This is a genomic window from Proteus sp. fly-1013 (genome assembly GCF_040140245.1).
Classification (GTDB): Bacteria; Pseudomonadota; Gammaproteobacteria; order Enterobacterales; family Enterobacteriaceae; genus Proteus; species Proteus mirabilis_B.
On the sequence record NZ_JBEEWD010000006.1, the window covers coordinates 317,689 to 333,642 of the forward strand.

Sequence of the window (15,954 nt, forward strand, 5' to 3'; positions counted from 1 at the left end):
AGCAAGTTATCAATAAATTTATGAGTCAATATTATGTCAGCAATACCAACAGAAATTACTTTTTTTGAACGTTTAATTCCTTCTATTCTTGAAGAAAAAAAAGTGATTACTATCCGTGATGAAAGTGAAAGTGATTACAAACCGGGAAGCATTGTTGAATTATTTGCTAATGAACATCGTACTCATTATGGAAAATTGAAAATTATAGCGGTATCGCCTTTACGTTATGACGATATCAATGAGTATCATGCACAGCAAGAAGGTATGACACTTCCCGTTCTGAAAGCACTGATCAGAGAGATTTACCCGACAACGCAATCTTTATATCTGATTGAATATCAGTTGGTAAAATAAGAACAAATAAAAAAGGATCACATTGTGATCCTTTTACTTAAACAAAATCTTATCTATCTTAAATTAACTTAAGTGATTGCTTTAGCTGGTTAATCTCTAATTTCCATTGAGCCTGTAAAGCAGGTTTTTGATGATGAGTTTTACGCGCCAAATCAGCTTCTAATTTCTCTTCTAGTTCAATTAGCTTAAAGAGTTTTGCATCATCATCATGATGTGAAATCAATGGAGCTGATGGGATATCCTGCAACTGATTAAGTTTATCCATTAGCAAAGCTTCTGACATTTCTTCTTCTGAAATAAGCTGGTAAATGGCTTCAATATCATGATGTTCTGTTAAAACACCGTTATGAATATACCAAAAACGATTACAGCTATTTTCAATCAACTCCCTATCATGGCTAACTAATAAAACACCACCAGGAAATTGGCTAATCTGCTCAGCTAATGCCTTTTTACCTTCCATATCAATATGGTTTGTAGGTTCATCCAACATTAATAAAGAATAGTTTGCTAAACTCAAACCAACGAATAATAAACGCGCTCGTTCACCACCGCTTAAAGTACTCACTTTCTGTCCATGACGCGTATAAATAAAGCCAGCACTAATAAGTGCCATTTTTCTCTGTTCATCCGTTAATGGTGCAAACGGTTTTAATGCATCAGAAAGGGTATCATTATCAATTAATTGTGCAATTTTTTGATCGTAATAACCCAATTCAACTCGAGGGTGTAGCTTTATTGCATTTTGTTCACTTATTTCAGCTAAACTTAGTGACCAAATCATTTTTAATAATGATGATTTGCCTGTTCCATTAGCACCAATTATTGCTACTCGATCACCACTTTTTATACGCTGATTTTCAACGGTGTATAAAACAGGTTCATTTTCAGCAGGAATAACAGCGAGTTGATTTAATTCGCAGAGTCTATCAGCTCGTAATGTTGTGCCAGAAAACTGCAATACCCATTGATTTCCAGCCGTCACTTCAGTTTGTTCATCTTTTAAACGAACAATATGTTTTTCCATTTGTTTGGCTTTACGAGATAAATTCTCGTTATCATAAACATGCCCCCATATTGCGAGTTGTTTCGCACTTTGGGCTATTCTATCTATCTCTTTTTGTTGCGCATCATGACGATGTTGTGCACTGATATCTTGCTCTTCTTGTGCGACTCGAGCTTGAGAGCAGGGTAACCGAAAGATAGATAGCGATTTATCACGAATGATCCATGTACAATTCGTCACGTTGTCTAATAATGTATTATCATGTGAAACCAGAATGAAGCTACCTCGCCACTGTTTTAAAAATGTTTCCAACCATAAAATAGTAGGCAAATCGAGGTGATTACTTGGTTCATCAAGTAATAATAAATCAGGTTCAATAATTAACGCTCTCGCTAATAATAAACGAGTGTGTTGACCACCACTTAATTGCGAAACAAGTAGATCTTTTTCGTGAAGTTTAAATCCCATTTCACTTAGCAATAACTCGGCTCGCCAACCTTCAGATAATCTGTATTCTTCAGGTAATTTATGAAGTACAGCATCCATTAAAGTCATTGACTGTAATTCAGTAGGTAAGTGCTGTTCTATATATGCCATAACCGTTTGATTAGCGACAGAAATAGCACCTGAACTTGGTGATAATTGATGTGACAGTAATTTTAATAATGTACTTTTTCCACAACCGTTATAACCAATTAAACCAATCTTCTCACCTTTAATCAGTGCTAAAGAAATATCGTTTAATAATAAACCGTGATTATTATGGAAAGACAGATTTTGTGTAGATAATAATGTGCTCATAGCTTACTCATTTTTAGGCATAACAATGCCTTGGGTAATATCAAGCGATAACCCTGTAAGCTGAGGAGAGGTAATAGTTAACGTCGCTCAGGCAGGTTAACGCAGTAAAATACTGTGAGAGCCTGAGCTGTGGCGATTACCAAAGAAGTGTGAGTATTCAATAAGATCACACAAAAACATAATTAGCCTCCTTCATCTAAGTTTAAAAGTTAATCGGTAATGTAATTCTATCAAGATAGATTTCCGATATGCAATCCTGTAAGAAAAACAAAAGGTGTCATTTTGTGTGAAAGCCCGCTATTTAAGCGGGCTTAAGATAATTATGACCAAATAAAGAACAAATTTCATTTGTCATCAATCTATAAGATTGCTCTATTGTGCCGAAACAGGTAAATGCTTCCGGAGTTTAATTGCTGTCAACAAAACCCCCGTTGCAACAGCAATACCAATAATATTAGTGCTTTGCCAACCGATTAAATAGAAAGCAATACCACCCGTAATACTTCCTAATGCCCCCAAGAAGAAAATCAAAAAGTCATTTGTACCTTGTACTTTTGCTCGCTCGTGAGATAGATATGTTTTAGATAGCAAATGCGTAGAGCTAATTAAATTCAAATTCCATGAAATACCAATTAAAACAAAGCTAATAAGATAATGATAAAAGCTGTCACCTTGTAAATTAATACTTAATGCAATGATTAATAAGAGTATTGCTGTGAAAAAGAAGATTTTAATTCCAAAACGATGAATAAGTTGCCCAGTAATAAATGAGGGTGCGAACATACCCAAAATATGACATTGGAATACAAAAGCAATTGTGGCAAATTCAAAACCATTTTGCTTCATAGAAAGTGGAATGGCACCAACCATATACACAACAACTCCATAGCCTAACGCGCTAACAATAGTCACTAAAAACAATAATGGTTGGCTATATAATTGATGATAACTTCTTGGTTTTTCATCAAGTTCAGTTTTTGCTTTTACACTCTTTTTCAGTGGGATTTTTAACAGTAATCCAAACGCTAAAATATAAATGACACTTAGTGCTGTAAATGGCCCAATAAACGGATAATCTGTAAAAAATTGGCGTGTTGCAACGGCTAGAGTTGGTCCGATAATAGCCGCAACGATACCACCACTCATAACTAAGCCAATAGCTTTTGCATGCATATTAATAGGGGTTTCTTCAAGCGCAGCAAAACGATATTGTTGTGCTGTACCAATGGCAATACCCGTAAAATAAGTACCAAAAGAAAACAGCACTAAATTATGATAATAGATGCCTGCAATAGATAATAATGCTCCGATTAGTCCACCGATATTACCAATAATAAAACCGGCTTTACGTGAGTATTTCATCATAAAGTGAGCCATTGGAATGGTTGCTGAAATTATTCCAATATATTGGCTTAATAAGGGAACTGTTGAATAAATAGGATCTTTGGCTAATTGTTCACCGACAAGAACAGCAACAGAAAGCACTAATGCATTTCCTGTTGTGAAAAGAGCCAAAGAAAATGCCAGCCACCATACTGATTTAGGCATAGAGATCTCCACTGATGCGATAACTAGATTAAAGAGATACGCATCTTACAACTTGAAGTTAACTTCAAGTCAATAGGGAAATAAAGGTAATGCAACTGATTAATATTTAATAAGTTATTACATAAGAGGAATGATTGTTATTTTTTATTTGTTCTTTTTTTCAAGCTTAAGGCTAAGATCTTTTGGAAGCGACTGCATTGAAAGTGATTCTCTTCGGGGCATACTTGAATATGTTCTAACCCCTTTTTAAGACGTTTAAGTTCATTGATTTTATTATCAATTTCTTCAATTTTCAGATGAACAATATTTCTATCTATTGTCGGTATCCTTTGGTTGGCGCTAAGTTGGGCTATTTCATCTAAAGAAAAGTGGGCTTGTTGTGCTAAAGAAATTAATGCCAAACGACTCAGAACATCGCGATGATATACACGCTTAATTCCTTTACGTCCTATCGAATTAATAAGTCCTTTTTTCTCATAATAACGGATTGCAGAAGAGGCAATACCTGTTGCTTTTACGACCTCAGTAATATCCATTTCAATCGGTTGTTTTACATCAGTCATGGTGTCTACCTTATACCAATAGAATTGTTGTCGTAATTGAGTCGTTATATCTTGAAATAGTGACGTTTTAACACTCTAAATCATAGAATTTCATCATTTTATCGTAATTTTTCGCAGATAAGAACTATCTACCTACATTGGGGGTTTTTATCATGATATATTGCTACCTATTCGCTATAGCTGTCCTATAAAAGGTTAGAAAATGAGTAAATTAAGAGTCGCTATTATTTTTGGTGGTAAATCCACAGAACATCAAGTTTCATTACAGTCAGCAAAAAACATTATTAATGAATTAGATCGAACGAAATTCGACCTTTGCTTAATCGGTATTAATGAACAAGGTCAGTGGCATGAATATTCAGAAACTGACTATTTACTAAATAGCGATAATCCTAAAACCATTTCATTAAGCAAACCTTTAAGAGCGGTTGCTATTATTCCTGGTAGTGTAAAAGGCCAATTTATTTCACTTGAAGATGGCCAAGCATTACCTCAAATCGATGTTGTATTCCCAATTGTTCATGGTGCGTACGGTGAAGATGGTACACTCCAAGGCTTATTACACATGATTGATATGCCTTATGTAGGGCCAAATATCATGAGTTCAGCAGCTTGTATGGACAAAGATATTACTAAACGCCTACTTGATGGTGCAGGGTTAGCTATTGCGCCATTTATTACTATTATGGCGCACCAAATTAACGACATTCCTTATAACGAAATGGTTCGTCAATTAGGACTTCCTTTATTTATTAAGCCAGCAAACTTAGGTTCTTCTGTAGGAATTAGCAAAGTTAATAATGAAGAAGAATTTAACGCGGCATTAGAAATGGCATTTGAATACGATCTTAAAGTGATTGTTGAAAGTGCGATTGTAGGTCGTGAAATAGAGTGCGCTGTTTTAGGTAATGAGGCTCCAGAAGTTAGCCCTTGTGGTGAAATCGTATTAAACGATGCTTTCTATGCCTATAACACAAAATATATTGATGAAGATGGTGCCAAAGTTATTGTTCCAGCAGTAATGGATGAAAACACGAGTCTACATATTCGCCAAGTTGCTTTAAAAGCATACCGTGTTCTTAATTGCTTAGGTATGGCTCGCGTAGATGTGTTCTTAACACAAGACAATCGTGTTGTGATTAATGAAATAAACACACTACCTGGTTTTACCAATATCAGTATGTATCCAAAATTATGGCAAAGTGCAGGTTTAGGCTATCAATCATTAATTACTAAATTAATTGAGTTAGCGCTAGATCACCATAGAAAAACAGCAGTTTTAAAAACGAAGTGTGAGCTTTAATTAAAATAAAAACACGCTAAATATGGTTATTTAGCGTGTTTTTTAGTTTTAACTGTTTGATTTTAATTAGGCATATTTTCGTGAACCAGCAACACAAAAAATAACGCCAATGGTCACTAACAACATCAATAAATTGACTGATTCATGAAGTAATACAGCAGCTAAACCTAATCCAAAGAAGGGTTGTAATAATTGGAGTTGTCCCACTGCTGCGATCCCACCTTGTGATAATCCTTTGTACCAAAATATAAAGCCAATCAACATACTAAAAATCGAAACATAACCTAGGCCCACCCATGCTGATACACTAATTACAGAGAGTTGTTCAGGCATAAGAATAAAGCTAAGAATAAGCATTGGAGGTAAAGATACAATTAATGCCCAACATATAACCTGCCAACCACCCAATGCTTTTGTTAATGTCGCACCTTCGGCATAACCTAAACCACAAACAATCACTGACGCTATCATTAATAAATCTGCGCTGATTGATGATGCTCCACCTTGAGAAATGGCATAACCCATCACCAATAAACTACCAATAATAGAAAAAAGCCAGAAAATAGGGCGAGGCTTTTCACCACCACGTATTACTGCAAAAATTGCCGTAGATAACGGTAATAAAGCTAAAAAAACAAGGGAGTGTGCTGAAGTTATTTCTTGTAGTGCAATAGCTGTTAATAATGGAAAGCCAACGACAACACCTAATGAGACAACGGTTAATGAAACCCACTGTCTAAATGTAGGTAATTTTTCTTTATATAGCAGTAACATTGCTAAAGATAATAATCCTGCAATCGTTGCTCTCGCCGCAGTTAAAAATAAGGGATCAAAACCTAATACAGCCGCTTTTGTTGCGGGTAAAGATCCACTAAAAATCAACATACCTATAAATCCATTTACCCAGCCATTTGTTCGCTCTTTTTGATTAATTTGCTGCATACGATTTTCCATTTTTATTATGATTAAATTTTAATAAAAAACAATTAATTACAGTTTTCGCAATAGCAACAGATATATAAAAACCTATTTATATAAAACTTGTATCTACGATGTAACTTGCCGAGCTCCATCTTATGGAACACAATTATGACAATCAAATAATTGTCATGGATACAATCTCAATGGTTCAACCCCGTTATAAATCTTTAGTTGATAAATTGGCGAACGAGATCCGTATAGGAAAATTACTACCGGGTACACGTTTACCAACACATCGACATTTAGCCACAGAGCATAAAATGTCTCTCGCAACGGCAAGTCGTGTATACGCTGAGTTAGAAAGTATGGGGTTGATCATTGGTGAAACGGGAAGAGGGACTTTTGTTCGTGAGTTGTCGCTTCCGATAAATCATGGAATAGAAAATCCTACGGCAGCAGATATGTTGGATCTTAATTTCAATTATCCCTCATTGCCTATTCAAGCTGAATTATTGCGTACCGAGCTAAAAAGATTAGCGACATCAGGTGAAATCGAATCATTACTTCGCTATCAGCCACACAGTGGCAAATTACACGATAAAATAGTAATTTCTCAATATCTTAAAAATAAAGAAATCACGGTTGAACCTGAAAATATTATTATTACTAACGGCGCACAACAGGGTATTGCGATTACATTATTAAGTACTTTTAAACCGGGGGATGTTGTTGCAGTAGATGCATTAAGTTATCCCGGATTTAAATTAGCAGCACTCGCTCATCATTTGGAAATATTACCTATTCCCATAACACCGTCGGGAACAGATTTAGATAAACTGGAAGATCTATGTAAAAAAAGGGCAATACGCGCACTTTATTGCATTCCTACACTTCATAATCCAATGGGATGGGTATTAACACTGAAACAGCGACAACAATTAATTGCTTTGGCGAGAAAATACCATTTTATGATAATTGAAGACGCGACCTATGCTTTTTTAGTTAAAAAAGCACCACCTGCAATTGTTGCCTTAGCACCAGATATTACATTTTACATTTCAGGATTTTCTAAAAATATAGCATCCGGGTTAAGAGTCGGCTTTATTGTTGCTCCCAAAAACACTATTTCATCGTTAGAACGAGCAATGAGAGTAACGACATGGAATACACCTGCATTAATGACTTCAATTGTCTGCCAATGGGTGAAAGAGGGAGTTGTTGATAAGCTAGAACGTTTATTACGTAAAGATGCACAGCAACGACAAAAAATAGTGAGTGAAATATTTGAAGGTCTTTCTTATATTCATCATCCAACTTCCTATTTTTTATGGATCCCTTTACCTGAAGATGTTAGGGCGGATAAAATCGTCGCTTCATTACATCAATTACAAATATCTGTTGCAACCGCTGAGCCTTATGCCACAACAACCAATATTCCTCATGCAATTCGTATTGCATTGGCTTCAATTGATATTAACTTATTGCGTGACGCATTAAGGAAAATTAGAGGGGTTATTGAATATCAAATTGATTTATAATGTAATTTTTGAGTTTCTCACACTTTAACGCCTAAAGAGTTGTTCTCATTTAGGCGTTATCTACATTTTATTTTAAATTTGTATCGCTACTTTCACATTTAAAATCAACATAATGAGAAGATATTATCTCATCTTCAGTGATCCACGATGTTAAGTAATTTAAAGCATCTGAGGAATAGCTATCTCGCCCTTGATAAATAAAAAGCATCTGTTTCCACCAAGGCCATTGATTCTCTAATTGATAGTTAAAAAAAGGTGCTTTTAATAAGCCATGAGAGGCATTAGGGAATAGGGTGACTGTTTTATCTACATGATTTCCTAATAAGGTTTTATATAAACATGCATTTTTTGGTGCATCTACATTAAGATCTAACTCACCAAACATAGCCAGTACTCGTCCATTCATATCAGGTAAATCTTTAGATGAATCACTTAAATAGTTTTGAATAACAAAATAGAAGCGATCATCAGACATATCTTCCTGCGCTGAAATATCATGACTACCATTAACACCAAATACACGATCATCTTGTTGCAGTTGCTCTGAGACTCTTCGAGTAATTTCCTTATCACCAATATTGTCGGCTTTTAAACGTACTTGGTGATAATAAGCACCTTGAGCTCGCCAATTTACAGCGCCACCGATAATAATGGAAAAATCAGGTTTAGAATGCGTGGCTGCAATAGGGATAACCCATCCAGCCTGTGAAAATCCTAAATAACCAATTTTAATATCTGTATTTATAAATTTGTCTTGAATAACCTGTAAGGCTATTTGTGCTTCATCTGCTCTATCTTGCATAGATTGAAGCAACCAATTTCCTTGGCTTTCGCCCACACCAGCTTTATCCCATGTATACACACCAATACCAGCATCCAACAAGCTATTAATTAATGGCAAATATCCACTGTTAGAAAAGCGATCTTGAGCGCCATCGCCATGAACAAAAATAGCGACAGCTTTTATGTTGTTCTGATCCGGTAAAATTAAGGTTCCAGATAAAGTATCTGTTTTAGAAACAAAATTAATCGGTGTTATCACTGATGCATGATCATCCAATTCAAAATCAGAATACTGACCACAACTAATGATAATCACAAAAATAAGTGTAATAAGCCCTGAATAAAACCAAATTGATTTGAAACATTTTTTCATAGCTTGAAAAATCCACGATGGGTACAGACCCGTGAGTATTATAAATAAACCATTTATGACCACATTTATATAATATGTACTAATTAGACTGTCTAGTCTAATTAATTGAAGTGATTTTATTAAAATTTGCTTAAATAGAAACTGGTAAGATGAGTTGCTTATTAAAGTAAAATTGATTAGATATTTTTAATAAAAATATCTCAGTACGAAAAAAATAAACAAGAGAATTTGATTACTATTTTGCTTAGTTTTTTTGTAAATGGCATTTATTGTTAAAGAAAAAAGATATTGAGTTATCATTTTTTTAAATTTGTATTAAATAAATATTTTCTTTAAATGAAATATCAGTACAATTACTCAAGGTTAAATATTGCCATCTAAATTAGATTATCTAAAATAGAACGCTTTTGTGTTGTTTTCACGTAATTGTCATATAAGAAATATTGCTAAACTGATAAAGAAATTACTTTTTTTTATCTTTTAAATTAAGTGGTAAAGGAATGAAGTAAATATCTTTAGCGATATTTTTAATCAAAAATGGACGGTGTGATGAAAAAACTTATCCTATTCGGTGCGATATCTGGCGGTATACTATTTTGGTCTATACATTTACAAGCAGATAATTTTGATTGTCGAAATGCGGCGACTCAAACTGAAATTAATCAATGCGTGTATCAGGATTTTCAGCAAAAAGATGAAGAACTTAACCGTATTTATCAGCAATATTATGCCAAATTAGATGGTGGTCGAAAAGATCAACTTAAGCAAGCACAGTTGGTTTGGATTAATTTTAGAGATCTCTCTTGCCAATATGAAGCAGACTATTATCAAGGTGGTAGTTTGGCACCAATGGTATATAGCAGTTGCTTAAAAGATAAAACAAAAGAAAGAATTAGCGATCTTAAAAATTATATTGCTCTATATTAAAGCTAAACATTAAATCTAAAAAATATAAATATTAAAAATATATTCTTTTTATAATAGTCAAATAAGTATAGTGATTAGCATGAAAATAATTTATAGATGATACAATTGTAAATTTTGTATTATTTTGAAACATAAAATGCCTTGACTAATCAATGCTACAAAGTAGTCTGATGCACAAGTAATAAGCAAAAAAAGAAGTGAATACAATGAATAAGATATTAAAAATTGGGCTAGGATTACTTTTTTTATCGCTACCATTTGCTTCTGCATCAGCAGATATTAAACTCGAATATGGAGTAAATCTTATCGATTTTAATGGTGATGGTGTTCTTGATGTCGTTGTTAAGTCTATACGACCATTAAATGATTCAACATCTGTTGATATGGTAACTGTTTATATCAAAGGAAGTGATCAAAAGGTTTATATTGTTCCGTCCATATATGCTAACGCTTTGAGTCTTTATAACAATAAGATTAAAGGTACAGATATCACCATCTCTGATTTCAAATTCATTGAGAGAAAAGACCACGTTGTTTTGTTAAGTGCGGAAAAAGTAGGAAACAACTTACAAAAACCCACACCAATTCGTTTCTCTAGTTATTCTATTTTAGAAAATAAGAGAGGTGATGAAATTCAGTTTAAATGGCAATTTAATAACTATTGTGTCACTGAGTCATCCTATCTTAGCGTTGAAGATGCGTATTCTGATAATTGCATAAACACAATTGTTAATGAATAAATCTACAATTAAATAACAAACACATCATAATATGATGTGTTATTTTTTTGTTTTATAAAACAATGCATTGTAAAAATATAAATAATATTCCTTTCTTTATATGCACTGGGTACTTGTATCATTTCTTGTTCCTTGTTATTAATCTACTGTTAGGATATTTCTTAATCAAAATGATTTTTATGGCGCTGTTTTATCGAAGTCTGTTTAAGAGGGAGATATGAAGGAAATTATTACAGGTTTACTTCTAGCCTCAATATCACTATTTACTGTATCTTGCTCACAAGAAGATACACATAGAGTAAAAGTGGCAATTAATACAGGGCCTGATCAAGTGATTTGGGATGAAGTTATTCGTTTAGCGAAATTAACTGAAGGGTTAGATGTTGAGATTGTTGCTTTCAATGATTATGTTCAGCCTAATAAGGCATTGAACGATAAAGAAGTTGATGCAAATGCGTTTCAATCCATTCCTTATCTTCAATCTCAAATGAAAGAGCATGGCTACCAATTTCATATTGCCAGTAAAACGTATATCTTTCCTTTAGCCGCATACTCTAAAAAAATTAGCGATATAAATGAATTAAAACCTGGTGATGTCGTTGCAATTTCAAATGAAGTTAGTATGAAAGGGCGTGCACTTTTATTACTAGCAGAAAATCATCTTATTACTCTTAGCGATAATGTTGGTTTCACACCAACAGTAGATGATATTATCTATAATCCAAAAGAAATCACTTTTGTTGAAGTCGATACACCTAAGCTCACTGAAGCATTAAATGATCCAAGTGTCACAATGGCTATAATCAACAATAATTTTTCATCCCAAGTGGGACTAATTGCGACTCGTGACGGGTTGATCTTAGAAAATAAAAACTCACCTTATGCTAATGTTATCGTTACGCGTGAAGATAACAAAAATGATGAAAATATAAAAAAGCTGATTTCAGTTCTGCATTCAAGACAAATAGAGTTAAAATTCAAAGAAATGTATAAAGGTGATGCGGTCAGAGCTTGGTAATATTCCTTAACTTAAAGGTAAAAAGAGACATTTATTCTTTTTATCTTTAAGTTCATCCGGTTTTTTCCTTTTTTAACTAGAATAATCAACTTTTATTTAGTCAAATTACCTTGATTAAATACTGCTCAATTAATAGAACTTTTTATTTAAAGTTATTTTTATACTTGAATTCATTATGTTTATATAACTACTGGTTTTTATTCTATATAAAACATTCTAACAACATGAATTTTTTTCAGTATGATAAAGATCCTTCATTAAACATAAGAAATAAAAAAATGACTGACTCTCAACTGAAAAAACAATATATCGGCGAGCATAAACTATCCCCAGAAACACTAATGATGAGTTATGGCTATGATCCATTACTCTCTGAAGGTTCAGTTAAACCACCTGTATTTTTAACATCTACCTTTATTTTTAAAAGTGCTGAAGAGGGCAAAGCTTTTTTTGATACCGTAAGTGGTAGAAAACCTTTGCCTGAAGGCGAAAAAGCAGGTTTGGTTTATTCTCGCTTTAATCAGCCTAATAGTGAAATTGTTGAAGACAGACTAGCTGTTTATGAAAATACACAATCTTGCGTATTATTTTCATCAGGAATGTCTGCAATCACCACAACATTAATGGCATTAACACAGCCTGGTGATGTTATTTTGCACTCACAGCCACTTTATGGTGGAACCGAGACTTTAATAGCCAAAACACTGGCTAAATTTGGTATTCAAGCAACACCATTTACTGATGGACTTAACCTTTCACTTATTCAAGAACAAGCAAATAAAGCCCGTCAAAAAGGGCGTGTATCCGTTATTTTTGCAGAAACTCCTGCAAACCCAACTAATTCCTTAGTAGATATCGAAGCATTAAAAAACGTTGCTGACCAATTAGAAAAAACACAAGGCTATCGTCCTATTATCGTTTGTGATAACACATTGCTTGGTCCTGTATATCAGCATCCAATAGAACAAGGTGCTGATATTTCAGTTTACTCTTTGACTAAATATGTGGGTGGACATTCAGATTTAGTTGCAGGTGCTGCAATGGGCTCTCGTGAACTTATTAATCAAATCAGATTATTAAGAGGAGCAATAGGGACACAACTTGATCCACATTCTTGCTGGATGCTAGGCCGCTCTTTAGAAACGTTACAAATTAGAATGGAAAAAGCCAATCAGAATGCGTTATTAGTTGCAGAATTTCTGCGTGATCATGAAAAAGTAAAAGCAATCCACTATTTACCTTTTGCGGATAAAAATTCTATTGAAGCTCAGGTTTTTGCCAAACAATGCACAGGTGCAGGCTCCACTTTTTCTTTTGATATTGTGGGCGGAGAAAGTGAAGCTTTCCGTTTTCTTAATGCAATGAAAATTTTTAAACTTGCAGTAAGTCTGGGGGGAACAGAATCTCTAGCTTGCCATCCGGGTTCAACAACGCATTCAGGTGTACCAATGACATTACGACATAGCATTGGTATTCAAGACACGACAATTCGTTTATCGATTGGTATCGAAAATCCACAAGATTTAATTGCTGATTTATCCCAAGCATTAGCAAGTGCTTAATTAAATAGTCGTATTAATATTAAAAAACACCAGATAATGTGAATTTCACAGTCTGGTGTTTTTGTTTTAATAGGTCTGTTTTTGGATCTCAACCCATTCATCTTTAGTTAAGCGGCAAATATTTTCAACTTTCACTTCATCTAAAAATTCTGCATATTGCTCTTCAATAACGTGATGAAATTTAAATCCACATTTTTCTTGTGCTTTTTGAGATTTCTCATTATCAGCGAAGTAACCACACCATAAATTATCTAATTCCAGTGTTTCAAAACTATGCCGACTAATTTCTTTTACAGCTTCAGGTATTAAACCTTTACCCCAAAATGGAACACCAATCCAATAAGAGACTTCAGCATCATTATCTCCAATTGGGAAATTACTCTCATTTGCGAAAGATAATCCAACCAAACCAATAGCTTGATCATCATTAATTAGCGTAACGGCGTAAACTTCGTCGCGCATAAATATAGTACGAATAATTTCGGCACTTTCTCCAACACTTTTATGTACAGGCCAACCTGCAATTGGACCAACACGTTCATCTTTTGCATATTGATACAAACTTGACGCATCAGAAAGTTTCCAAGGGCGCAATACAAGTCTTTCTGTTTTTAATGTTTTCATTTCAATAACTTCTCTTAATTTTTTAATATTCTGCAATTTATCTTACGTCTTTAAGATGTGTGTATTCTAAAGAAAAGAGATAAAGAACCGAATGTCATAAAAGAGGTAAAATCGGTACTTTTGACAACTAAATAAAAGGAAATAGTTGTTATTAAGTTCAATATCGTCAAATATAAAAACAGAAAAGTACTAGAGAAAAATTAAAAGGGGTTATTTGATTATGTTGAGTCAAGTGTTGTCACAACTTAATGCGTCATTACAACATGCCATGATTGGTGAAAGTAATATGACGAATGAAACCGGTTACCCTTTACCACTCTCCTATATTGTGGTTATGATTTGTTTAGAAGGTAGAGCAATAATTAATATAGGTTTTCAAAAACAAGCGATAAAAGCGAATGATATTCTTATATTAGGCGATGATATGATGACAGTTTTGAGTCAGAAGTCAGCAAACTTTCGCTTATTTTATTGTTTTCTCGATAAATCTTTTGCCTCAGAAATTGCTTATTCTCTTTCTAATACTTTATTTGCTTTTCTCCATGAAAATCCTGTTTGCCACCCACAAAAAGAGCAATATGAAGCCTTAAACCGATGGACTCAACAACTAAAATATATAGATAACAGTTATTCTGAACACAGAAAATTGATGTTAAAAAATCACTTACAAAATCTCTTTTTTGCTATTACTGAATCAATACCCGCACATTTTTCTATCGCCAAAAAAGAATTCAGCCGTAAAGAAAAGCTTTGTTGGCAATTTTGGGAATTGATTGGAAAACATTGTTTAGAGCATAGAGAGGTGGCTTTTTATGCAAATAAGCTTAATATTACACCGTTTTATTTATCACAAATAACAAAGCAATTTTTTAATGATGCACCTAAGACCTTGATTAACCGTCAAGTTACCCTTGAAATAAAAGCATTATTAATGCACACTTCGCTTTCGGTAAATGAGTTATCAATAAAACTTCATTTTGATGATCCCTCTTATTTATGCCGATACTTTAAAAGAGAAACAGGTAATTCTTTATCTGGTTACCGCAAACAACATCAACGACAATAAAACAGATGATATTGTGCTTATTGTTTAATATTTAACTAAAGGAGGAAATTATTTTGAAAAAATATCACTATACAGACCGAGGGAAAATATTTTCTTAAGGTTAAGGTTTTTATTACTTATTAAGAATTTACTATGATTTATTTTACTTCTGATACACATTTTTGCCATTCAAATATCCTCAATCTTTGTGATCGTCCATTCAATAGTGTTAGCCATATGAATGACACTTTAATTCATAATTGGAATGCTTACGTCTCTGATAATGACGAAATCTACATTTTAGGTGATTTTCTTTATCGAGGAACAGGGCGAGATGCTAATCAAATCTTGCGCCGATTAAGGGGTAAAAAGTACCTTATCCGCGGAAATCACGACAAATTTCTAGACGATCCTGAATTTGATGCATCTGTTTTTGAATGGGTAAAAGATTATTTTGAGTTGGATTATAAAAAAAGAAAAATTGTGATGTTTCATTACCCTATATTGGAATGGGCAGGTTTTTTCCGTGATTCTATTCATTTATATGGCCATGTTCATAATTCACAAAAAGATCCCTCTCAACGTAAACGTTTAGATGTTTTAGGAAAGAACGCAATTAATGTCGGTGTCGATGTGAATGACTTTTTCCCCATTAGCATTGAAACCATACTAAAAAGAACATCTAAATAACCTTATTAATTAGCTGTAGCGAGCTACTCGCAAAAGAATTTCATATAAAAAGACATCCATTGGATGTCTTTTTTGTTTATGTTGACCCGTCCTGAATAAGGTTGACACTTTTCCAATCTGAAATTGGAGAGTGTAATGAAACCAATCACTAAACGAAC

The 15,954-nt window shown here is 33.7% G+C and carries 15 protein-coding genes; 9 read left to right on the plus strand and 6 right to left on the minus strand.

The annotated features are described in order from the left end of the window. Positions 1-33 precede the first annotated feature (33 nt). Positions 34-354, plus strand: a complete 321-nt coding sequence (yqfB, locus tag ABN236_RS13655; protein WP_088495568.1) for a N(4)-acetylcytidine aminohydrolase — start codon at positions 34-36, stop codon at positions 352-354. A 58-nt stretch (positions 355-412) separates the two neighbouring features. Here the strand turns inward: yqfB and ABN236_RS13660 are convergent, their stop codons facing one another. From ABN236_RS13660 to ABN236_RS13670, 3 genes are all read right to left on the minus strand, one after another. Further along, positions 413-2,161 carry an ABC-F family ATP-binding cassette domain-containing protein gene (locus ABN236_RS13660; RefSeq protein ID WP_349474230.1) on the minus strand — a complete coding sequence of 583 codons (1,749 nt, stop codon included), beginning with the start codon at positions 2,159-2,161 and terminating at the stop codon, positions 413-415. A gap of 372 nt (positions 2,162-2,533) precedes the next feature. After that, entirely contained in the window at positions 2,534-3,709 is a 1,176-nt protein-coding gene (locus tag ABN236_RS13665) for an MFS transporter (RefSeq protein ID WP_349474231.1), read from the minus strand. Between the two features lie 137 nt (positions 3,710-3,846). After that, a complete protein-coding gene (locus ABN236_RS13670) occupies positions 3,847-4,272 on the minus strand; it encodes a helix-turn-helix domain-containing protein (RefSeq protein ID WP_088495571.1) in 426 nt (141 codons plus the stop codon). 202 nt (positions 4,273-4,474) lie between these two features. Here ABN236_RS13670 and ddlA point away from each other — a divergent pair, with 202 nt between their 5' ends. After that, positions 4,475-5,575 carry a D-alanine--D-alanine ligase gene (gene ddlA, locus ABN236_RS13675; RefSeq protein WP_088495572.1) on the plus strand — a complete coding sequence of 367 codons (1,101 nt, stop codon included), beginning with the start codon at positions 4,475-4,477 and terminating at the stop codon, positions 5,573-5,575. 66 nt (positions 5,576-5,641) lie between these two features. On the opposite strand, the gene ABN236_RS13680 is transcribed toward ddlA, so the two are convergent. After that, positions 5,642-6,517 (minus strand): DMT family transporter, encoded by an 876-nt coding sequence (locus ABN236_RS13680; protein ID WP_349474232.1) that lies wholly within the window; start codon positions 6,515-6,517, stop codon positions 5,642-5,644. Between the two features lie 182 nt (positions 6,518-6,699). Here ABN236_RS13680 and ABN236_RS13685 point away from each other — a divergent pair, with 182 nt between their 5' ends. Then, positions 6,700-8,034, plus strand: a complete 1,335-nt coding sequence (locus tag ABN236_RS13685) for an aminotransferase-like domain-containing protein (RefSeq protein WP_349474233.1) — start codon at positions 6,700-6,702, stop codon at positions 8,032-8,034. Positions 8,035-8,101: 67 nt separating this feature from the next. Here the strand turns inward: ABN236_RS13685 and ABN236_RS13690 are convergent, their stop codons facing one another. Next, entirely contained in the window at positions 8,102-9,190 is a 1,089-nt protein-coding gene (locus ABN236_RS13690; protein WP_349474234.1) for an alpha/beta hydrolase family protein, read from the minus strand. Between the two features lie 549 nt (positions 9,191-9,739). Here ABN236_RS13690 and ABN236_RS13695 point away from each other — a divergent pair. The 4 genes from ABN236_RS13695 (at position 9,740) to ABN236_RS13710 (ending at position 13,437) form a co-directional block, all read left to right on the plus strand. After that, positions 9,740-10,117, plus strand: coding sequence for a lysozyme inhibitor LprI family protein (locus ABN236_RS13695; protein WP_227719009.1), 378 nt, complete (start codon positions 9,740-9,742; stop codon positions 10,115-10,117). A gap of 206 nt (positions 10,118-10,323) precedes the next feature. Continuing rightward, positions 10,324-10,857 carry a carbapenem self-resistance protein CarG family protein gene (locus ABN236_RS13700; protein WP_349474235.1) on the plus strand — a complete coding sequence of 178 codons (534 nt, stop codon included), beginning with the start codon at positions 10,324-10,326 and terminating at the stop codon, positions 10,855-10,857. Between the two features lie 217 nt (positions 10,858-11,074). Beyond that, a complete protein-coding gene (locus tag ABN236_RS13705) occupies positions 11,075-11,875 on the plus strand; it encodes a MetQ/NlpA family lipoprotein (RefSeq protein WP_088495578.1) in 801 nt (266 codons plus the stop codon). Positions 11,876-12,153: 278 nt separating this feature from the next. Beyond that, positions 12,154-13,437 carry a cystathionine gamma-synthase family protein gene (locus ABN236_RS13710; RefSeq protein ID WP_349474236.1) on the plus strand — a complete coding sequence of 428 codons (1,284 nt, stop codon included), beginning with the start codon at positions 12,154-12,156 and terminating at the stop codon, positions 13,435-13,437. Between the two features lie 66 nt (positions 13,438-13,503). On the opposite strand, the gene ABN236_RS13715 is transcribed toward ABN236_RS13710, so the two are convergent. Further along, positions 13,504-14,061, minus strand: a complete 558-nt coding sequence (locus tag ABN236_RS13715; protein ID WP_349474237.1) for a GNAT family N-acetyltransferase — start codon at positions 14,059-14,061, stop codon at positions 13,504-13,506. A gap of 286 nt (positions 14,062-14,347) precedes the next feature. On the opposite strand from ABN236_RS13715, the gene ABN236_RS13720 reads away from it, so the two are divergent. Both ABN236_RS13720 and ABN236_RS13725 read left to right on the plus strand, forming a co-directional pair. Then, positions 14,348-15,127 carry a helix-turn-helix domain-containing protein gene (locus ABN236_RS13720; RefSeq protein ID WP_227719010.1) on the plus strand — a complete coding sequence of 260 codons (780 nt, stop codon included), beginning with the start codon at positions 14,348-14,350 and terminating at the stop codon, positions 15,125-15,127. Positions 15,128-15,259: 132 nt separating this feature from the next. Continuing rightward, positions 15,260-15,796: a metallophosphoesterase gene (locus ABN236_RS13725; RefSeq protein WP_088495582.1), complete on the plus strand. Its 537-nt coding sequence runs from the start codon at positions 15,260-15,262 to the stop codon at positions 15,794-15,796. Positions 15,797-15,954: the final 158 nt, after the last annotated feature.